Here is a 22,407-nt window from a genome sequence, read left to right as displayed (position 1 = left end):
AACGTGGCTTTCGCAACACCGCCGAGCCTCCGCCACCCACGAGACCCGCAAGACCCGCAAGACCCGCGAGACCCGTGGTGAAGGGGACTTTCCGCTCACGTGATGAGAGGAAAGTCCCCTTCACCACGCCCATGTCTCACGGACATCACCTCCAGCAAGACAACCCGAAACGCCACTCACGACCCCCGCGCGGTTTCGAGCCACGGAGTGAGGCGACTTCGCCAGGACCCTGATCAGTGTTCGTGAGGGAAATACCCTTTTTCCGGAGACCTTCGAAATCGGGATGAGCACGTGTCGTTCAGCTCCGGTTAAACCGCCGCCGGACGCGCGGAAACATTCCAGCGCCATGCTGGTGGCATGACCGCGTCGTTGCTTTCCGCGAACGTGCCCGAACTCGAGCGGTACGCCCGTCATCTCGAATCCGTGACCTCCGCCGACCTGACCGGAGTCGCCAGGGGTATCTCCGGCCTCAGCGGTGGACAGGTCGGCGCGTTCGGTGTCTTCGCCGCCCAGGCGCTCGGTGTTCCCTGCCGGGTGGCCCTCGCCGGACTCGGCGACCAGGTGACCGACCTCGCCACCCGGATCTCGGAGCTCGCCGTCGCGGTCCGCGACGCCGCGCACGACGTCGAACGCACCGACGAGGAGAACGCGGCCGAGTTCGCCCGTTTCGCGTGGCGCTGATGGGACAGCTGCAGATCGACCCGGCCACCTGGTCGGCCGGAGCCGGGATCGTCGACACCGGCAACTATCTCGCGACGACCATCAGGCAGGCGCACGACCGCGACCAGGCGGTGGTGGCGGCGGAGCTCGGGATCGGCGTCGTCGCACTGACCCTCGACACCGCCGCCATGGTGCTCGACCCCCTGGGCAAGCTGATCGCGGCCGGTCTGGGCTGGCTCATCGAGCACGTCGCGTTCCTCCGGGCGCCGCTGGACCTGCTCGCCGGGGACCCACCCGAGATCAAGGCCATGGCGGACCGGTTGCACCGGCACGCCGAAGACGTCCGCCTCGCCGCCGAGGACCTGGACAAAGTCACCCGGGGCGCGACGGGTGACTGGGAAGGCGAGACAGCGGAGTCCTTCGCCGACGTGCTGTCCGCCTTCCGCACCCGGCTGGATTCGGTCAGCGAGTCGATCGAAACGGCCGGGTACGTGGTGGAGACGACCATGGCGGTGATCGCCGCCGTCCGCGCGCTGGTCCGGGACATCATCACCTCGGTCCTCGGCGACATCATCGCGACCGTCGTGATGGCCCTCGCGCTCGCGCCGTTCACCTTCGGCGCGTCGCTGGTCGTGGGGACCACCCGCTGCGTCGCGCTCGCGGTGCTCGGGGTCGCCAGTACGCTCGCGAAGATCTCGCTGTTGCGGGGCTTCTGCGGCCGCTCGGCGAGCCGACTCGACGACCTGGCGGCTCCCGCGCCGGCGGCGAACCCGCGTCCGCAGGCTTCCTCCGGCTCCGCGCTGGCGAACTTCGAAGCTCCGTGGCTGAAGAAGCACGAGCGATGGCTCGCGGGGCACGGACTCGCCGACCCGAGGCGCAAGGCACGATTCCTCGAACACTGGATGCGACAGCACCATCCGGAGACGTTCCGGGTGCTGAAGTCGCTCAGCGACGCGAAAAGCAGTTCGAACTACGTCGGACTGGCCGACAAGGCCGCGATCACCTTCGCACGGCAGATGACCGACATCCGCATCCAGGCGGAAGCGGCCTGGCAGGAATCGGAGAAGCAGTGGAACGCCGCGCATCCGGACGCGGCAGTCGCATCAGGGCGGTGATCACGGCTCCGGATCCGGCGCGCGCAGGCCGATCGCACGCAGGCCGTCGGCGTCGGTCCGGAACGAGACGAGCTCGGAAGCCGTCCTTTCCCTGGTCCAGTCCGCCCGTGCGGCACCCCGGTACTCGGGGGTGATCCGCCAGGTGACCTGGGCGCGAACCCGGTACAGCGGACCGGTCGTCTTCCCGGTCTGTTCCGAGACGACTCCGCTGGAGCCGACGCCCGTGGTGTTCATCCAGCCCAGCACCGGCCCGACCGCCCGGACCTCCGGAACGTCGACCAGGGAGGTACCGGGGATCAGTCCCTCCGCGATGCTCTTGCCCGCCGTGGCCGTCTTCGGGAAGAGACTCGCGTTGAGCGTGCCGAACAGGGTGCTCCACATCGGACCGGCGGTGGTGTCCTGGCGCACCGACCGGTCCTTCACCGCGGTGACCGAGATCTCGGCGTCGTCCTTGACCGAAGGCCGGACCCATGCTTCGGCGAGTTCCGCGCGGATCACCAAGGCCGACAACGGATTCCGCTGCGCGAAGCCGGCCGCGTAGAACGGGTCCGCGTCCAGCCCTTCGATCCGGTGGCCCGCAGTCGTCAACGCGTCGGGGAGTGCGGCGGCGAGGGCCTCCGGGGAAACGGCGCTCGCCAAGACGTCGCGGGCGGCGGCCGCTTCCGACGGCACCCGGGGAAGCTGGGCGCCGGTCTCCTCCGCGACCTGCACACCTTCGAGGATGTCCGTCACGACATTGGCGACAGCACCACCCAAGACATCGACGTAGGCCTTCGCGGGTAAGGATCCGATGACTCCGGCGGGAACCTCTTCGCCGATTTCCGCGACGAGGGTGCGGCTTCGCGCCGAATCCGGCAGCAGGAGGTCCGGCGCCCGGTACAGAGTGGGGGTCCCGGTGAAGAAGTCGGTCAGGCCGCCGGTGAACGAACGGACGGCCCGGCCCAGACGCGCCGTCCGGCGCAGCTCGACGGTGAACTCGACGTCGTGCCGGTAGACGGCCGCGTCACCGGAAAGGGTCGCGGTTCCGGTCGTCTGGGTCTTGCCGGTCTCCGTCGTGGTGAGTGTCGTGTTCCCGGACAGACCGCTCTGGCCCGACGGGTTGATGCCGCGGATCAGCTTGTGCGGCAGGTACAACGGCATACGGAAGGCGAAGTTGGCGCTGTGGGACACGGTTTCGGCGTGGACCTGGTCCTGGGACTTCGCGTCGCGCGCGGTGAGCACGTCCGACCAGCCTTCCGTGGTCCGCTCGAAGACACCGGGGAGCACCCGGGCCTTGAGGACGAGTTCGATGTCGGTGGCGCCGAGAGGGCCCGCGAAGGAATCGTTCCAGCTCCGGCCACCCGAGACGAGCCGGGGCATCAGCTCCTCCAGCTGCCGGGGCGCCAGATCGGGCAGGACCTGGGCGAGCAGGGCGTCCACGGCTCGCCGGTCACCGGCCCCGAAGACCAGCTGCCCGGCCTTCGCTCCCGCCCACGAAGCCAGGGCGAACCAGGACGGCGGCGCGGCGGCGGGGGTGACCAGCTCGGACAATCCCCGCTCGATCGACCCGATCAGCCGCCAAGTGGTCTCCGGCCGCACGGACATCGCGTCGCCCGGGTCGTAGGCGTGGGGCCGTAGGAGCCGGTCGTGCGTGAGGGACGCGGTGACGGGACCGTCGGTCTTCAGTCCGAGCTGGCCGATCTCCTCGGCCGGGACCCAGAGCTGGACGGTGTCGCGCCGGTGAGCTTCGGCGTGGACCGGGGCACCCGCGGTCGTCGAGTCGTAGGGGCCTGCTCCGAAGTGCCGGTACTCGCGGGCGGAAAGGTGCACGGTGGCGTCGTAGGTGACCAGATAGGCGTCACCGGAGTAGGTCGTGCGCCGGGACCGTTCGTGTTCGGCGCGATCGGTGACGCCGTGGGAGTCGCTTCCGAACCGTCCGTATCCCAGTTGCGGGAAGGAGTACAGGTTGCCTTGGGAGTTTCCCGCGATCCCCGTCCGGCCGTTGCCGTAGGTGTATCCGCCCCGGGTTCGCTGGACACCGTGCGAAAGGGTGGTCCCGGTGCTCGCGGTGAAGGTCAGGGTGACTTTCCGAGGTGGCCCTTCGACGCGCGGATTGAACAGCTCGATCGCCAGGCCGGCTTCGCCCAGTCGTTCCCCGAAACCCGCGAAGTCGCCCTCGCTCCGGCCATAGCGGTGCAGGGGCATCCGGTAGGTGCCGGTCACGACCTGGTCGAGATCGGCGGCCAGCCGGTCCCTTCCGGCGAACATGTGGAGCTGGTGTCGCGCCAGGTGCTGGCCCTTGAGGCCGTCGAACATCTTGTTCGCCAGGTAGCCGGCGATCTCAGGGGGCAGGTCGAGACCGTGGACGGCGAAGTGGTCCGGCAAGGTGCCCGGTGTCCAGTCACGCGGAGCGGTCGGTGTGGCGCTCTCGATCCTGGCGAAGGGGGTGTTGCCGTCGGCGCCGGGTGACTCGAACGACGTTCGCCCGCCCACTGTCGTTTCGGCCAGTCCGCCGGAGACGAAGAAGGTCGTCGACCGGGCACTCTCGCGGATCGTCACCTGATATCCGACGTGGCGGGAATGACCGGTGACGCCCGAGGCCGACCAACCGTGTCCCTGCCCCGATTCCTTCGTGACGCCAAGCTGTTCCGACACATTGCCGAACGACCGGTTGGCGCCCCCGGAAAGTTCGTAGCTGCGCACCATGGCCGATGAACCGGCGCCGATCACGAGACCGCCGCTTCCCCCGGCCGTGACGGACCCTTCGGCCGAGGCGGTCTGCTCGATCTTGCGTTTGCCGGTGACCTCACCGCTCAGCCCGTCCCGGGGTGCCTCCCGGACGTCGTCGCCGTGGCGGTGCCCGGACGGCGCCCCGACGGCACGGACGAGTACGTGGACGAGCTCGGAGGAGCGGTTGGTGAGGTGATGTGTCTCCCGCACGAGCAGGAACGACAGGCCGTCGCCGTTGAGGTCGGCCGAGCGAGCCTTGAAGCCGTCGGGGGAGACGAGGCTGTCCAGCAGCGCGATGTTGTCAGCTGAAGAGCCGTGTCCGGCGCGGCCGTCCTCCGTGGGCAGCACGCCTTCGGGAAGCCGCCTGCCGAGTTCGGCGCGGACGTTCTCGGCGCCGGGGAATCGTGTCTCCGCCGCGCCGAGAACCTTGCGCGGGTCGAAGGTGGCGGTGGCGACGCCGTCGATAGCGGCCGGTTCCGCCACCACCGACCACGTGGTCCGGCCCTCCGGGACGAACTGCTGGCCGCGCACCTCGCGGCCGTCGTCGAACCGGACGCGGATGTCGTAGGTGACGTCGCTGATCCGCGCCCGCAGTTCCCCGGTGGAGGACCAGGTCGTCGACGCGGTGGTCTCCTCGGTGCGGGTCGTCTCACGGTTCTCCGCGGCGGACCGGAAACCGCTGACGTCGAACCGGAAATCGAGCCGGTCACCGAAGATCTCACTGGGCCTGTCGTGGATGCTCCACAGGAAACCGAATCCCAGCGAACCGTTGACGTCGAACGGACTTCGCGACGTCACCGTGGCGGAGGTCTCGGCGCGGTGACCGCGGCCCTGGGCGCTCACCGTGCCTTCCTTGGCGGCGTCGCCCTCCGATCGCGCCTTGGCGATGTGGTCACGGGCGTCGGACATGACGGCGGACAGTTCGACGACCGCGGTGAGCGCGCCGCCGGTGGCGCGTGGGAGACGCAGGCTACGCGACAGCGTGCCACCGCTCAGCAGCTTTTCGCCTGCCTGGGACAGCGTCGCGCTGCCGCTGAGTGACCGGAGGTCGGTGCGCGGCGCCGAACCGGGCGTGTTCATCGCCGCGGCCCAGGCGGGATCGTGCCTCAGCAGGTCCCCGATCGCGGTGAACAGCCGGTGATCGCCGCTGAGGAAGGTGGCCCGCGGCCCGGCTGGCCCGCCGGATCCGTCCGTGACCGGGCTCAGGTCATGCAGCGCTTCGGGCACGCTCAGCCCGACACCGCCCGGCTGGGTTCCCAGCGCGCTCTCGTCCGGCACGCCGGGCCGGGCGAGGGTGATGGTGTGCTTCAGGTCGAACGACTCGCCCGTCCAGTTGTCCGGCGGGGTCACCGAGGACGAGGTCTGCAGTTCGTCGGTGGCGGCGGTCCGCCAGCCGGGCAGCGACGTGACCCCCTTGACGCCGATCGAGGGATCGATGGTCCGCCAGGTGAGCGGCGGGGTCGCGACCGGGGCCGAGACACGGTCGGCGAGCGCGCCCTGCCGTCGAGGGGCGGAAGCGGCGTCCTGGGTCGCGGTGCCGTAGGCGCCACCGGAGACCATGTTGGTCGCTCGTGCCGGATCCGGCGAGCCGACGGTGCCGACGCCCGTGGTCGCCGCGGTGTTGTCGGCCGGACCGCCGCGGACGACCAGCTCGACGGCGTCCGGCCCGTGCCCGTCCGTCACGACATAGCCCTCGTGCGCGAACAGCTTGAAGTTGTCCCGCAACGTCAGGTCGGTCAACGCGTCCAGGATGCGTTCCGTCCGCGCGGAGGGAACGTCGGCGGCTGTGAGCAGGTGCCGTACGTCCGCCCGGATCGCGGTTCCGTCCACCGATGCGGCGACCACGCCGTTGGTGCGCGCGAGTGTGCGCACGTGTTCGGTCTTCGCGGACTGGGGCGGGGCGAGGGGCCGCAGTTCGACGTCGGGCGCCAGAAAGGATTCGAGGGCCGTACTGGACGAACTCGAACCGGCGTGATTCGAAGGCCCGGCCTCGTACCGGCTGTTGGAAGGCCCCGCTTCGGTCTCGAGATACCACTCGGACCGGCTCGCCGGGGCCCCGCCCGGCATTCCCGTGGTCCGCCGGGTCCCGAGTTCGTCCGCGAGGATCGAGGAACTGGCGACCGCCGTTTTGGCGTCCGTGCGGTGGATCTTTTCGGCGACGACGTCCTCGACGTCGTTGATCAGCTCCCGCAGCTGCCATACGGGAGTGGTCGCGACGCCGTCCAGGATGACCGGGATCCGGTGATGCCGCGAAACGATGTGCGCGGCCTGCGCGTAGATCTCCTCCGCGTCGGTCTGGCGGAGCTTGCCCAGTTTCCGCCGGGCGCGTTCCGCTTCGGCGGCGACACGATCGCCTCGGGTGTAGGCGGGCGGCGGTGGTTCTTCGCGGGGCGAGGGGATGAGCAGCTGATGGCCTGGCGGCAGAGTGTCGCTGTACACGGGCAAGTACTGCTTCGGCCCTTCGTTGTTCGCCGTTCGCCCGCCGGAACCGCCTGCCGCGCCGAGGAAACCTCCCCAGACACCGCCTTTGCCGCCGGTCGCCAGATTGGCGAAGACGTTGCCTGCCGGGGTGGCGATCACCTGGCCCGCCACGTCGCCCAGCTTGCCCGCGATCAAGGTGCGGGGAGCGAAGACCTCGCCGGTCTTCCGTTCGCTCCGGACAAGCGCGCGGACACCTCTCGACGCCCCGTAGGCGACCCCGGCCGCGGCACCTCCGCCCAGGCCGCCGAGCGTCGAGTAGCCGACCGAAGACCAGTCGATCCCGTCGCGGTCGGAGAACAGCATCTGTCCTAATTGGACTCCGAGGTCGAGGCCGCCCATGAACGCGCCGCCGGTGCCCGTGAGTATGGCGACGTTCTTGGCCAGATGCCCGGTCGCGACGGCGAGTTGCTTCACGGTGAGGCTCGTCATGCCCGTGATGAGCTTCTGCAGCACCGCCCGCAGCCCGACCTGTGCCGCCGCTTTCACTGCTGGGACGAGGAAGAAAAGCAGGGAAGAGAGCAAGGTGATGACGGTGGTCAGGGCCAGTGCCGCCATCGCGACGAAGATGATCTTCGTCTTCTGGACGTTGAGCGCCGCGGCTCTGGCCATGTCGGCGAGGTCTTCGCTTCGTTCGGCCAGTTCGGTCAGCGCCGCCGAGACGTCACTCCGCAGCCGCGTCGACCCGGCCCGCGCGACGTCGCCGTCCATGGCGTCGTCGACCAGTCTCGCGCCGACCGCCACCGCGTCTTGGTATGCATCGAGGGCCTCGGCGAAGTCCTGCCACGCGTTTTGGATCGAGCGCAGGCCCGACTCGTCGGACTCGGGCCATTCCATGCCCAGGCCGATCCGGAAGAAGGATTGCAGCTCTGGCGGCAATCGGACGCCCCCGCTCACTGGGCACCTTCGACACGGGTCACCTGATTAGGTAAGCAGAGCCTTACCTAATTGTATGGTCTTTGTGGGCAGGGTCATGATCATCGGGCCGAGGCGAGAATTTCACGACTCGGAGTAGTACTTCGCGGCCTCGAACGCGTCCCGCAGGGTTTGGTAGGCGTCGTCGCGCACTTGATCGTGTGCCAGCACGGGTGACAGGGAAGCCGCGAGATCACCCGGGTCGAGTTTGAGCAGATAAGGCGTGTCCCCGGTCCCGTCCTGCCGATCCCGGTCGAGATAGGCCTGGTAGGCCAGGGCGGTGAGCAGCACGTTGTGCACGGGGAGCCGGCTGTCCAGCTGGTCCAAGGGCAATCCCGTGGGCGGCAGGAGGTGGCGCAGCATCCGCGCCCGCCAAGGACTGAGCACGTTCCCCGGAAGGTCCCGGGCCAGCTCGAACAGCCGGATCAGGTGGTCCGCGGCCTGGGCCAGCGATCCGTGGTCGACCGCTGTGTGGTCGAGGTCCACGACGTCGTCGTAGCTGGGTGGCATCTCACGGTGAAAACGCAGGTCTGGCTCTTCGAAGCTGTACGGCGGCGGTGGCTCCTCGTGCGAATCCCGCAGGTATCCGGTCCCCGTCTCCGCGGTGAAAACGCCGAACCCGGTGCGACCCCACAGGTACCGGCTGGTCAGCCGGACGTCTTCAGCGGCCAGCCGCGCTTCCTCAAGGTAATTCCACGAGGCTTCGGGCTCGTTGCCGTTGGCGATGTACCGGCTCAGCGAGGCGAGCAGACCGTTGTGGAACTCTTGCCGGATCCGAGGTGCGACCCCGCCCGGTACTCCGGGCGCCGTTGCTCCCAGCATCGCCTCGGCCTGCCGGCGCGCCAAAAGCACGCGCTCGGCGGACGGCTGGTCCTGCTCCGCTTCCAGCCGCAGTTCCGCCTCGGCCTCGGCGAAGTCGTCCGTGTATCTCGCCAGGGTTTCCTCGGCCCACTGGGTCAAGGCGTCGTAAGCGCGCAGCCGCTCGAACCGCGCGCGGACGCTCTCGGCCGGCTTCCTGCCATCGCCCCCGCGGGCCAGTTCCCCCGCGACGGCTTCGACCGCCGAGTGCCAGAGCTCGCGCTGCCGGGCGCTGACCGGTCCGTAGCCCGGCTCGGGGAGGGGACGTTCGCCGAGCAGTCTTTCCGCCTGGTCGCGGAGAACCGGGTCCGGTAGGGCAGCGGCTTCGGGCAGTTGCCACGTGAACTCCTCGATGAGTTCCCGCAGACGCGGTGGGTCCGTACGCGGACCTGGTTCGGTGGCCGTGCCCTCGGCCGGTTCGGCGGTACTCGTGATCTCGGGGACGGCCTGCTCGGCAGGTACCGCGTCGGACGGGCGTACCTCGGGCGAGGGCGCCGACTCGGTCCGCAACTCGCTCAGCTCCTGGGAAGGCAACGCCGTGTAGTGCGGAGCACCTCTTACCGTTCCCCGCGCTGCTTCGGCGTCCTGGCGAAGCCGGGCGACCACAGGGGCCTCCCAAGCCTCCCGAGGTGAGGCGCCCCGTGCCATCGCTTCGGCGAGCATCATCACCAAACCGTCATGGAGCAGGTGACGCGCGGCTTCGTCGGCTCCGGGCGCGGCGTGCGGCATGGACCGCGCCAGCCGCCTGGCCCGCGACAGGCCTGCCTCGACTTCAGGCCGCCCTGCCCGCGCCGACAGCCAGTCGCGGGTCTCGCGGAGAGGACCGGCCCACTCCGTGCCTGACTGGGGCCCCGAGGCCTCTGCGGCACTCGATGCCATCCCGGCCTCATCGCCCGCATCCGCATAGGGCGCGTCGGGGACATGCTCGCGCAACGATGCGAGGGTTTGCCGTAGACCGGTGACGTCCGCGTGCTGCCAGGCTTCCCGCAGTGACGCGCCACCGAGTAATGCGTCCGTCAAGAGAGTGACGAGCCCCTCGTGAAGGAACGCGTGGATCTCCTCGTCGGCCCCATCGACGTCGGGTGGTTCTCCCACCAGGCTCTCGGCACGATCGCGGACCCGGGAGACGGCCTCCGGGTCGATCTCTCCCCGCTCTGTCATCCGATCGTGTGCGGCACCGATGCGTTCGGACCACTCGACCATCGCGGTGAATTCTGCCGAAGCCGGTTCGTCCTCGATGACCGACGGCACCGGTGACTCGGGAGGGGCGTCCGATTCCGCGTCGTCCTGCTCGAAAAGGGCGTCACCAGTGGCCGAGGACGCGTCGTCGTCCGAGAAGCCCTCGAAGGTGGGGTCCAACCGGATCCTGATGCCTCCCGGCCGAGGCAGCGTCACCGCGTCGCTGGGAATGCTCAGTCCTGCTTCGGCGTCGTCCGGTTCGAATCCTCCGAGGCCGTCGAACAGCGGCCTCGGAGGACTGGGTACCGTCCCCGGTGCGACGGCTTCGAAGAACGCGCCGCCGGACTTGACGGTGCGCTCGCCGTTCCAGTCCACCGCCACGACTTCCGAAGCCCCCCATACGGTGGTCGGCACGGCCTCGCTTCCCCAGGCTTCACGGATGCCGTAGGCGACCGTTCGACCGGTGCCGATCAGGTTGGCGGAGCACTGGCCCAGAACGACGCCGGCGTTCGGATCGGGTTGGGCTCGGCGGTAGATCTCACTGGCGAAGATGGCGCGCGCTGCCGGAGCACCACTCAAGGAAACGACGTCTCCACGGCGGTAGGGATTCCCTGTCGCGAGCGCGAACTGTAGCCCGGCGGGCGAACCATGACCGCTGGTGAACCAGGGATCGCGGCCGGCCCAAGGCGCTCGGTAGGGAAGAGGAACACGATCGACGCCACCGCGACCGTCCGGGCGGGAGACTTCCCTGATGTAGTACTGCTGCTGACCGCGTGACTCACCCAGAGCCGCGAGTGCTTCGGCGGCGCTGTCGAAGTCCTTGCTGGGAAAGAACTGACCGAAGGTTCCGAGGCGTTCGTTGGCACTCTCGAAATTCACGATGTCCTTCGGGCGAGGTGTCCTCGGCTCGGCTACCCGGAAGCCCGGCCCGGTCAGTCCGAGCCGGCCTCCCGGCCGGAAGGTCAAGGCACCCCTCGGTGCATAGGCCGAGCGGGCGTAGCCTCCTCGCGCCATTCCGGCGGCGAAAGAAGCCAGCCCCACCGTGCGGCCACCCCAGCCGACCAGGAGGTAGGAAAGATCGGGGTCCGCTCCGAGTCCTTGGCGAAGTGCCGGATCGTCACGGAGAACGTCGGCCAGGGCGACCGGGCTGACCACACCCGCCTTGCCGTCGCGACGGGTCGCGAGATAGCCGCGAGGAGCACGTGGTGCGACGATGAGGACCGGCGCTCCGTCCCAGGGTGCGCGGTGACTGCCGCCGTCACGATGGACGTAGGTCGAAAGGGTCTCCCTTGTGCTGTTCGAGGTCCAGTGCTGGAGACGTCGCAGAACGCTTTCGTCACCAGGAGTACGGACGAGCCGTACGGCCAGGGTGCCATCCGGCCGGTGCAGATCGGTGGTCAGGAGATCGCCGGTACGTAACCGGGAAACCGCCGCGTAGCGGGCTTCGTCGCCGGGTTCGCCCTTGATCCCGTACACCGGCGGATATAGGCCGGCTTCGTGCAGGCTCCCGGCCAGATCGAAGCCCAGGCCGCCGATGTCGTTGCGGGAACCGGAATCCGTCGAGTGTACGACGACCGGTCGGCCCGGCCTCAGTGCGAGCTGTTTCCTGAACTCGGCGTTCGACGCCAACAACCGCCCTATGGCGCGTCCCCCGAGCGCGATGTCCTGGCTGCCGCTGACCCGTACGAGCGCGTGCCGTGGGTCGCCGTCGAGAAAGACGTGAATCGGTTCCCGGTCACCCCATGGGCCCTGAAGTGGCGGAGTGGTTTCGGTGAACATTTCCGCTCTGGATGCCGCGTTTCCGGACCGGGAAGAGATCGCGAAAACGGAGTCTTTGGCGAGAAAGTGAAGGTCGGAGACGGAGGGTGATATTTCGGAGAACGTGCCTCCGTGGTCGATCCCGACCACCCCGAAGTCGCGTTCGAAGGTGAGCTTGCCGCTGTGTTCGAACGCGTGCCAAGGGCCGGTCAGCTCGCTCAGCCGGGCGAGGAACCGCCGGTTGAGGGCCGGGTCCGCGCCGCCTGGACGCGTTTCGTGGGTGGCGATGATCAACGGTGGCCGGACCGCACCGCCGGCGGCCCTGCGGAACGAAGCGACCGAGAAGACCTTCTCCGCCATCGCTTCGGGCTCGATCCGTACCGCTGCCTCGCCGGTGGGATCGGTGGCGACGTATTTGCCGTCTTCGCTCTCGAAAATCAGATGGAACGGCCGTGTCGTGTCACCGTCGGTGAAGTCGGCCCAGTCCTGCACGGATTCCACCCGGGACGCAGTGCCGTCTTCCTGCGTCGAGTGAACCGCCACTACTCGTTCCGCATGATCGGTCGACGCGGCGGCTGCCGAGACCAGCACTTCTCCGCGCTCCACCGATCCGGCGAACCCGATGCCGTAGTCGCGGCCGTGCGCGTCAGTGAGTTCATAGTGCCGCGAGTCCGGCGGATCGGCGATCACCGCGTCGCCGACTTCCGAACTCGTCTCCTCCACGAGGTGGGGGAACAGTTTCTCGTGTGCCCGCGCGTGCGACGAGTCCGCCCAGCGGGCGAACTGTTCCGGAGACTGCCGGGCGAGGTTCCCGTATTTCGCGTCGCCCACCACGAAAACGGGTCGGTCGTCCTCCATCGCAGCCCGGAGATGAAGCCAGTGGTTAGGAGTCTTGAGGAACGTTCCGCCTTGAGCGGTCACCTCTTCCCAGAACGCGGTCCGCGATTCCGGCGTGCCGAGCTCGTCGCCGAGGAGGACCGTCCGGGGGGCATGACCGACGGTCTCGTTCGCCCCGAACATCGTGCCGTCCGGCTCGAAGCCCAGGTGCGGCTGAAGCCGCGCGACGTAGGAACTCTGGTCCACGCCGGCCAGGCGGCGTGAGCCGCGATCGACGACCAGGGGAGAGGTCAAGGCGAGACTCGTCAGCCAATCGCCGGGAACGACCTTGCGGGTCAGCACCGGCACCGACACCGCCCGGAGATCGGCCGCGGCCAGTTTCTGCATCGTCCTGCCCCAGCGGTCGGTCAAAGCGTTCCAGTCCCGCTTGGTCGCCGGGGCCGCCTGATCCGCGGACACCAAGGTCATGGCGGCCATTTCGAGGGATGTGAACTCGGCACGGGCATCGGCGATGCGTTTCCGGACCATCTCCTCCAGCGTCCGGCCGAGCGGGCGGTCCCGCCTGCCGCGGACGGCCGGATCCACCCGTTGCAGGTCGCGGCCGGTCGCGTCCGCCACCGCGCGGCCGAGGTGCAGCAACCCGGCGATGGTCGGCACCCGGCCGCGGACGGCCGCGTGGATCGCCGCCGGGGTGCAGGTGTTCAGGAAATGCTGTTCCTCATGCCCCGTGCCGGCGAACAACGCCTCCGTCAGGGCGGCCGGATTCCTCACCAGCGCCCGATACAACGGGTCGGCGGTCACCGCGTCCCGGGATGAAGCGCTCATGTTCACCAAACCGAGCGAGGCGAGACGCACGGCCAGGTGGTCGCCGGGTGAGACGGTCAGTCCCGCCAGCAGCGAAGCCGGAGTACGGGTCGGGTCCTGGCCTCGCTCGATGAAGGTGTTCAGTTCGTCCAGCACCTGCGTGAGCCTGGCCGGGGTGATCGGTTGAATCACCCGCCGGTCCATGGATACTCCGCGGCTCCCGCTCCGCGATCCGAGATCCTGCTGTCGCACCGGGACCAGGGAAGCGGCCAGCAAGGTGTCGCTGACCATGGCGCGGACGCGGTTCCGGAGTTCGGCATCGCCGAGAGCGGCGGTCCTTTCGTCCAGGATGATCAGTTGCGAGCGGGTCGCCGGTGGCAATGGCTGGTGTTCGAGCCTGCCTCCAACGGAGAGTTCACTGAACTCCGCCAACCGGCCGTCGAGTTCGGCCCTGGTCATCCGCAGGCCCGGCAGACCCTCGGTGACCGAGTCGTATGCCTTTATGGTGAGGTTCTCGGCGGTGGATCGTACGGCGGCCACCGACGTCTCGACCACGACATGGTGACGGCCGTCCGAGACCCCGTTCGTGGTGCTGGTCCCGACTTCGGCATGGACCTCGATGTCTTCCAGACGAACGAGAGACGAGGCAGTCAGTTCTTCGGCCAAGGCCGCGCGGAGCAGAGAGCGCACCTGCTCGGCCCGCCGCTGGGGTGCGATTGCCTCCCTGCCCGGGGTCAGGCCCTTCCCGGAATACGCGGTCACCGTGACAGCCGGACCGGGCAACCCCCACTTCGCTCGAAGCGCCGCCGCTTGGGCGACCGCGTGCGCGGTCTCCCGGACGGCTGTGCGATCGATGGAGGTCAGGGTCGCGGCCGTTTCGGCGAAGGACAAGGTGAGGGCCGGTACGCCGGCGGGACCCACGGCTCCCTCTCCGGGGAGGCGTACGGGGGAGTTGTCGCCGAGGTTTTTCGTGCGTTCACCGGTGCGCGCGATGGCGTCGAATTCGGTGTTCAGTTGCGCGGACAGCGATTGCGGATCCGGCACGATCGTCGGCAGGACCAGCGCCTCTGGTAGCACGACGCTTTGACGTGGGGGCGCGAGGTGGAGGGTGTTGTCGATGCCGGGGTCGGTGGTGGTGATCTCGCCGCCGGGCGTGATGTGAATGGGGGCGTCGAGGTAGGCGGGAGTGAGGGTGAGGTGGTTGAGGGTGGGGTTGTCGAGGGTGAGAGTGGTGAAGTGCTGGTGCTGAGTGGCGGTGAGGTCACAGGCCCAGAGGTTGAGGGTGTGCTGGGTAGTCCATTCGACGGGGAGGTTGGTGATGGTGGTGATGAGGTCCGCAGGAGTGCGGGCTGGTTGGTGGGGGAGGTGGTAGGTGTCGGTGACGGTGTTGTGGCGTACGAGGATGTTGATGGTGCCGGGTGTGGGGTGGGTGAAGGCGTTGGTGACGTTTGTGGTGTAAGCGGGGTCGATGAAGGCGTAGCCACTGTTGTGGGGGAGGGGGATGGCGTGGGTGATGGTGTTGTCGTGGGTGAGTACGGGGATGGTGATGGTGTCGGGGAGTGGTTGGTCGGTGCGGACGGCGAGAACGGTGGTGGCGATGTCGCGGAGTTTTTCCTGAGTGCCGGTGATGTGGTTGACGCGCATGTGGCGGACGAGCGCGGTGATGGCGTCGGGCGCGTGGAGGGCGGAGAGCCCGGTGTGGTTTCGCAGGGCCAGGGTGCCGGTGCGGTAGAGGATGGCCTCGCGGTCGCTGTGCCGGTCGGCGGAAAGGCTGACGTAGCGGTCGCCGTTGGCGGTGGCTTCGTCGGCGGCACGCGCGACGAGCGATCTCAATCCTTCATAGGTGCCGGTGATTCCTTGGTGGTGTAGTAGGTCGGTGAGTTGGTCGGTGGTGGCGGTTTTGTGTTCCCAGGCGGTGGTGTAGGCGAGTTTGTCGATGAGGTCGTGGTGGTCGGGGTTGTCGGTGTCGAGTGTTTTGCCGAGGATGAGGGTGGTGTTGGGGAGGGTTGGTGGGCCGTGTTGTTGGGCGGTGGTGAGGAGTTCGGGGTTGTTTTTGAGGGCGTGTTGTCGTTGGGTGACGAGTAGTTCGAGGTCTGAGGTGGCGCCGCGTACGTTGAGGTTTTTCAGTGTTTCGGCGGCTTCGGTGGGGGTGTGGTGGTTGCTGTTGGCGAGGAGTCGGTCGGTGAGGGGGATGATCTGGTCGCGGTTTTTCGCGAGTGTGAGTTCGGGGTGGCGACGGCCGTCGCTCACGGCGGCATCGATCGCTTCCTTGATACCGCGTTCGAGCCGATGGTGATCTGAGACGAAGCCGGCCGCGACGGCGCTGCGAGCGATCGCCAGCGAGGAGTGCGAGGGCTCGGCGATGACCCGTCGGTACAGCCACACCGTGAGGTCATCGGCGTTGTCCCTGTCGAAGGTGCCGGTGTTGCGTACCCCGCGATAGAGCGGGTTCCAGAGCTCACCGGATTCCCGGAGCTTCGTTCGTGCCGTTCCGAGGTGTTTTCTCAAGTCCGCCTCGGATAGCGTGCCTTGAAGGGTCTTACGGTGAACGGCACTCGTCAGGTAGCGGGCTTCCAAGTTCCCGAATTGGAGAAGGATGCGTTCGGCCGCGGCGGTGTGCGCTGCCGTGACTCGCCAAGAACCGGCCTCGGCGTCCTCGCCGTCCAGGCCGGGAGCACGCGTTCCGGGGAGATGTTCCTCCAGGTCGATGGGGTGCAGAGAGGTGTCGTGGAGGAGTTCGGTGATGGGCGTGTGGAGGGCGCGGGTGGCCATGGTTTCGAGGTCCTGCTGAGGGCCGGTGATATGCCGCATTCGCATGTGATTCACCAGCGCTTTGACCGGGTCCGCCAAGGAATAGAGCCTGACAGAGGCGCTGAGGATGGCGGTGGTGCGCGTGTGGATGGCCGCGTGCTGGGCGGGGTCGGTGGTGGCAAGCAGGGGAAGCCGGTCGCCGTTGCGGGCGGCCTCGTCGGTGGCTTTGGCGACGATGCCGCGGAGAGTGTCGCGATTCCTTGAAGTGATTCCTTGGTGGTGTAGTAGGTCGGTGAGTTGGTCGGTGGTGGCGGTTTTGTGTTCCCAGGCGGTGGTGTAGGCGAGTTTGTCGATGAGGTCGTGGTGGTCGGGGTTGTCGGTGTCGAGTGTTTTGCCGAGGATGAGGGTGGTGTTGGGGAGGGTGGGTGGGCCGTGTTGTTGGGCGGTGGTGAGGAGTTCTGGGTTGTCTTTGAGGGCGCGTTGTCGTTGGGTGACGAGTAGTTCGAGGCTTGAGGTGGCGCCGCGTACGTTGAGGTTTTTCAGTGTTTCGGCGGCTTCGGTGGGGGTGTGGTGGTTGCTGTTGGCGAGGAGTCGGTCGGTGAGGGGGATGATCTGGTCGCGGTTTTTCGCGAGTGTGAGTTCGGGGTGGCGACGGCCGTCGCTCACGGCGGCATCGATCGCCTCCTGGACGTAGGTCAAAAGCCGAGAACGGGGCGTGCTGAATCCGGACTCCTGCGCTCTGCGGGCGATCTCCGACGGGGTGAGAAGATTTTCGGCGATGACCCGTCTGTACAGCCACACCGTGAGATCATCGGAACTTTCCTTGCCGAACTTACCGTCGTTGCGCTTCCCTCGATATAGCGGACCCCAAAGCTCGCCGGACTCCTTGAGTTTGTCTCGCTCCTTACTGAAATGTGCGCGGAAATCCTTCTCGAACACGCTATCGGGAAATATTTCGTTCGGCACGAAAGTGCGCAGATTCATCCCATCGATGTCGCCGTGGCGCCGAAGGATCTCATTGGCTGTCATGGCGAGCTTCGCGGCCGTCTCGGGGGCGTTGGGATCAGCGGCTACCCCCGCCCCTCGTTTGCGTTTGGGTGCGAGGTGGAGGGTGTTGCCGAGATGAGGGTCGACCGTGGTGATGGCACCGTCGGAGGTGATGTGGAGGGGAGTGTCGTAGTGGGCGACAGTGAGAGTGAGGTGGCCGAGAGCGGGGTTCCGCCGGAACAGAGTGTCGAGATGGCGGTGTTGTTCGGCGGTGACGTAGCAGGCCCAGAGATTGAGGGTGTGGCCTTGGGTGTTGTTCCAGGTGACGGGGAGAGCGGCGATGGTGTTGACGAGGTCTTGTGGCGTATAGGCGGTGCGGCCGCCAAGGTGGTAGGTGTCGGTGTGGCGGTCGTGACGTGTGAGGACGTTGATGACGCCGGGTTGGGGCTGCGGGAAGGCGGCGTTGACGTTGGGGGCGTAGGTGGACTCGACGAAGGCGACGCCACCGTTGCGGGGGAGGGGGATGGCGTGGGTGATGGTGTTGTCGTGGGTGCGGATGGGGATGGTGTGGGTGCCGGGGAGGGGTTGGTCGGTGCGGACGGTGAGGATGGTGGTGGCGATGTCGCGGAGTTTCGCGTTGGTGCCGGTGATGTGGTTGACGCGCATGTGGCGGACGAGTGCGGTGGTGGCGTCGGGTGGTGCGAGGTCGAAGAGGTCCAGGTTTTTCAGGACGAGTGCGCTGGTGCGGTGGAGGATGGCGTCGTGGTCGTCGGGGAGGTTGGCGGAGAGGGTTTCGTGGCGGTCGCCGTTGGCGGTGGCTTCCTCGATGATGCGGGCGACGAGTGGGGTGAGTCCGTCGTCGGTGTTGGTGATGCCGTCTTGTTCCAGCCGGTGGACCAGTTGGTCGGTGGTGTCTGCTTTGTGGGCCCATACGGTGGCATAGGCGAGTTTGTCGATCCACAGCAGGTCGGCTTCGTTCGCTATGTCCAGGTGCCTGCCCAGGATCCGGTCATCCGGACGCAACGTCGACAACTCGCGTCCGGCGGCGACGTCCGCATCGGAGAAACCGGCTTCTCTGATGGCTTTCACTTCAGCAACGAACATTTCATTGCTGCCATGGACGTTGTAATCCCGTAGGTGACTGACCAGAGCGTCAGTGGTCAGCCCAGGACGATCCGTCGACAAGGCGGCGATCAACGCTCGCAGACGGGGTTTCTCCGCGGGATCGGAGACGGCCGTGATCGGATGCCGTCGCTGATCGTCGACCATGGCGGCTATGGTGCTGTGCGCGGTGGTCACCAGTGCCTCGTTCCCCAGGAAGCCCACGTACTCGGCGCGACGTGCCAGTTGTACCGGACTTTCCTGCGGATGGTCGGTCGCCAAACGCCACAGCAAGGTGGTCAGGTCAGGCGATTGTTGCGCGGCCCGCTGCCGCTCTCGGCCACGATAATTCGGATACCAGGAAGAGCCCGCAGCCGTGATATCGGTCTTCACGGCATCGATCAAGGCGAAGATCCCGGCTTTGCGCTCGACGTTCTCCTTGGCCAACAGGAGAGCCAGCGTTTCATTGCTGATGATGCCGTGAGTGTCGATGGCCTTTCCGGCCAGCTCCCTGATCAGGGATATGTGAAGTGGATTTTCGTGGTCCAACTTTTGCCGGTTGAACGCGTCGGGGTCAGTGAGATCGATCGTGGCCAAGGACAGTTCAGGAAGCGCGAATGCGGCAGGCTCCGGCGCGTTGTCCGCGTAGGCCTCCAGTTCTTCCTGTGGGCCGGTGATGTGGCGCAGCCGCATATGTTTCACCACGGTTTTGACCCGGTCTGACATGTCGGGGTCGAAGAATATGGGTGTGGCTTGATATATGGATTCCAGGCGTGCCTGGATGGCGTCATGGTGGTCAGGGTCGGTGATCGACAGCGGCTGGAGCCGGTCGCCGTTGCGCGTGGCTTCATCGATCGCGGAGGCGACGAGGCGCTGGAGTGTTTCCGCCGACCCGGCAATGCCTTCTCGCTGGAGCTGGGTGACCAATTCATCGACGTTGGCTGTCTTGCGCTCCCAGATCAGGGCGTAGGCGGCGCGGTCGATGATCTCATGGTCGGCATGGTTGTCCGCGTTGAGTGATCGCCCCATGAAGAGCCCGCTCGGCCGCAGGTCGGGCAGTCCTCTGGCCTGTGCTGCCGCCAACAGGGCGGGATCATTCTTCAATTCGCGTTCACGCTCGGCGACCAGATCGGAGAGCTGCTTTTTCGCCCCGTGTACGTTCAAGCTGCCGAGTTCCGCAACGTACCGCTTGCGATCGTTGTAGCCCCGATTGGCGACCACTCGATCAACGAGTAGTTCTATCCTCGCGCGGTGCTCCGGGTTCGCCAAGGACAGGTAAGGACGTCGGTGTCCGTCACCCTCGGCGACCACGGCCGCGCTCTTGATGGCGTCGCGAATCTGCGTATCGCTCGCCGAGAACCCGGCTTCGGCCGCGCGGCGTAGCGTTACGGTGGTGAGCTCATGAGGGTAGGTGATCGCCATGCGGTACAACCAGGCGCTCAGATCGTCAAGAGACTCCGGGGTGCCCTTGTCTTTGTTGTGCCGCCCTCGATAAATCGGGCGCCAAAGACTACCCGATTCTTTGGCGATTTCCAGCTCTCTGGCGAAGCTCTGTCTCAACTTCGACTCGAACCGGCCTGCCGGGAAAATATCGTCAGGGGCGAGAGCAAGCAAGTTCCTGGCCGGAAGGGCGCCATGTTCTTGAATGATTCTTCTGGCCGTTTCGGCGAGTCTTTCAGCCGTCTCCGGGGCGTCGGGATCGGCGGCGACGGTGCTTCCGTCGCGGCGGTGTTTGGGTGCGAGGTGGAGGGTGTTGTCGGTGCCGGGATCGGTGGTGGTGACGGTGCCGTCGGGCGGGATGTAGAGGGGGGTGCCGCTGTGAGGGAAGGAGAGTTCGAGGCCGAGTGTGGTGCGGACGGTGGGTGCGAGGTGGTGGTAGTCAGCCGTGGTGAGGTCGCATGCCAGGAGATCGAGTCGGGTGTAGGTGCCCCAGCGCGCGAGAGCTGGAGGGAGTTGGCGCAAGGCCTGGACGAGCTGGCCGGGCCGGTGGGGGATGCCTTGTTCGCGTTCACCGGGTAGCTCGAAGAGGCCGTCCCTGTGCTGGGTGACGAGCCGGAAGAGTCCGGGGGTGGCTTCGGGGAAGGCGCTGGCGACGTTGGCGGCGTAGGCGGAGGGGACGAAGGCGACGCCGCCGTTCTCGGGTAGCGGGATCGCGCGGACCGGCCCGAGAGGGGAGGCGATGGTGATGCTGTGGGCTGGTCCGGACGGGATGGGGTCCGTGACCGTCGTCGCGATGCTGGGGGCCGCGTCAGGAGTGTGAGCGGTGGAGTGCGCGACGTCGAGCACGGCCGCGGATTCCGGTATCGACTGCGTGAGGAAAGAGCGTGTGCCCTGGGACAGCGCCGGTTCGGCGGTGCGGTTGTGGCCGGCTGGCTGTGCGGTGCTGGTGGTGTCGGGTCGGGTGGCGGTGGTCGGCAGTGATGCCGGGTTGGCCGCGGTGTTCGAGGTGACGATTGCGCGGTCGACCGGTGCGCGTGAGGTCTCCGGGCCCGTGCTTCTGGTCTGCCCCGGGAGGTCCGGACGCGTTTCCGCCGCACGGGGGTCGGCGATGGCGGCGGCCGGGTGAGAGTGCTGGGCGATCTGAGGAGTGGCTGTGAAGGCTGGGCTTTCGCCGGATGTGGCGTGTACCGCTTGGGTGGTTGTCTCCGGTGCGGTCACCGCGGGTGAAACTGTCGGCGAGGCCGTGTCGGGCACGAGCACCGGCGATACCGATGTGCCGGAGCCCAGTGCCGCCGCGTGTCCCGTTGCGACTGTCGCGGGTGTCGCCCGCACGCCGTTCTGCGTGGGGGCGGCGGAGACGGGGGAAGTGCTCGCCCGCGTGGTGGCGCCGTTCGCGGTCGTCACGGCACCACCACCCGTGGAGTGAGTGGTCGCCGTGGAGGCGGTGTAGAGGGTGCCGAGTGCTTGCGGGCTGGTGGTGTAGGCGGGCGTTTTCTCCGGACGGAGGTCCACACCGCCGCCGACGGCTGTGTACGGCGGCGGCAGTTCGGCCTTCTCCGGGGCCGGGGTGGCCTTGGTGCTGTGGGAGTCGCTGGCCGTGGCGGGTTTCTCAGTGACAGCGGGCTTTTCCGCCGGGCCCGGTTTTTCCGTGGTGGGGATGGTGAGGTCGGGGATTTCGGGTGGGTGGATGGTGTCGAGGGCGGCACCGGTGCCAGGGGCCGTGCGTCCACCACCGTATTTGGAGAGGGCTCCCAACGCGCCGAGGGCGGGGTTGCCGACGGGGGCGCCGAGGGCGAGGTTGACCAGGGGCGCGGTGGCCACGGTGGTCACGAACTGGCCGGTGGCGTAGCCGGCGTCTCCGAGGGCGGCGAGGGGTTTGTCGATGGTGGCCATGATGTCTTGCGCGGTGACCCCGGCGGTCTGTTTGACGAGGGTGTCGAGGTGGTCGGGGTCGATGGCGAGGCGGTCACGAAGGTCGAAGGCGGTTTTGCGGATTCCTCCGGCGGCGGAGTGGAAGATGCCGGCGAAGGCGCCGCCGAGTGCGCCACCGACGAAAGACGAGGTCAACGAGCGGGTGTCCCAGCCTTGGCGGTCGCCGTCGGCGATTTGGCGGGCTTGGACGCCGAAGTCGGTGCCGCCCATGAGTGCTGCGCCGAAGGCGGCGAAGCCGCCGGTTTTGATGGCGAGGTCTTTGGCGAACTTCAGTAACGCGGTTTTGGTGGCCTGGGACAGGCCGCCGCTGAGGGACAGTTGACCCATGCGGGTGATCAGGGCCCGCCAGATCGCGGTCAGCGCGACCCTCGCTGCCGCGATGACGACCCCGGTGAACAGCGCGCCGATCAGGGTGGCCATCAAATGAATGATCGACGCCAGAGTGAACGCGGCGAAGACGACGAACATGACTTTGGTTTTGTAGACGTCGGCGGCGGCGTTCTGCGCCATCTTCGCCAGTTCGCCGGCGGCCTCACCGAGCCCGGCGACCCCGTCGGGGATCGTCGCACCCAGGAAATGGGCGAAGAACTCCCCGGTCTCGCCCTCCAGGACCTGCGGGACCGCCACACCGGCGGCCCGGGCAGCGGCCTCGAACACACCGGCGGCGTCCTCGAACGCCTCCCACGCCTTCCACAACGCGACCAAGCCCTGATCGTCACTCTCCGGCCACGACAACCCCAGAGTGAACTCCAAGAACTTCCGCACATCCGGCGGAATGTGCACACCCCCGTTGCTCAAGTGCGACACCTCCTCCGAACATCCGACCAGCGCTGCGGTCGAACCACGGCCGAACCGTCCTCATCCTGTTTTAGACCACTGAACT

Annotated in this window: 4 protein-coding genes; 2 read left to right on the top strand and 2 right to left on the bottom strand. The window is 67.5% G+C overall.

Annotated features, from left to right (window positions below):
- Positions 1-357 precede the first annotated feature (357 nt).
- Both CFP71_RS37535 and CFP71_RS37530 read left to right on the top strand, forming a co-directional pair.
- On the top strand, positions 358-681 hold the full coding sequence (locus CFP71_RS37535; protein ID WP_093938659.1) for a hypothetical protein: 324 nt from the start codon (positions 358-360) through the stop codon (positions 679-681).
- Positions 681-1,775, top strand: coding sequence for a WXG100 family type VII secretion target (locus tag CFP71_RS37530; RefSeq protein ID WP_143267243.1), 1,095 nt, complete (start codon positions 681-683; stop codon positions 1,773-1,775). Before CFP71_RS37535 ends, CFP71_RS37530 begins: the two co-directional genes overlap by 1 nt.
- On the opposite strand, the gene CFP71_RS44440 is transcribed toward CFP71_RS37530, so the two are convergent.
- Positions 1,776-7,859 carry a WXG100-like domain-containing protein gene (locus CFP71_RS44440; RefSeq protein ID WP_167406412.1) on the bottom strand — a complete coding sequence of 2,028 codons (6,084 nt, stop codon included), beginning with the start codon at positions 7,857-7,859 and terminating at the stop codon, positions 1,776-1,778.
- Between the two features lie 102 nt (positions 7,860-7,961).
- Positions 7,962-22,322, bottom strand: coding sequence for a WXG100-like domain-containing protein (locus CFP71_RS37520; RefSeq protein WP_143267242.1), 14,361 nt, complete (start codon positions 22,320-22,322; stop codon positions 7,962-7,964).
- Positions 22,323-22,407 lie beyond the last annotated feature (85 nt).

This window comes from Amycolatopsis thailandensis, from assembly GCF_002234405.1.
GTDB lineage: Bacteria > Actinomycetota > Actinomycetes > Mycobacteriales > Pseudonocardiaceae > Amycolatopsis > Amycolatopsis thailandensis.
This window is presented reverse-complemented; position numbering and strand designations above follow the sequence as displayed.

What these genes read in the sequence shown, in the direction of transcription:
- CFP71_RS37535 (WP_093938659.1), top strand. Translation starts at nt 358, where the DNA reads ATGACCGCGTCGTTGCTTTCCGCGAACGTGCCCGAACTCGAGCGGTAC.
- CFP71_RS37530 (WP_143267243.1), top strand. Translation starts at nt 681, where the DNA reads ATGGGACAGCTGCAGATCGACCCGGCCACCTGGTCGGCCGGAGCCGGG.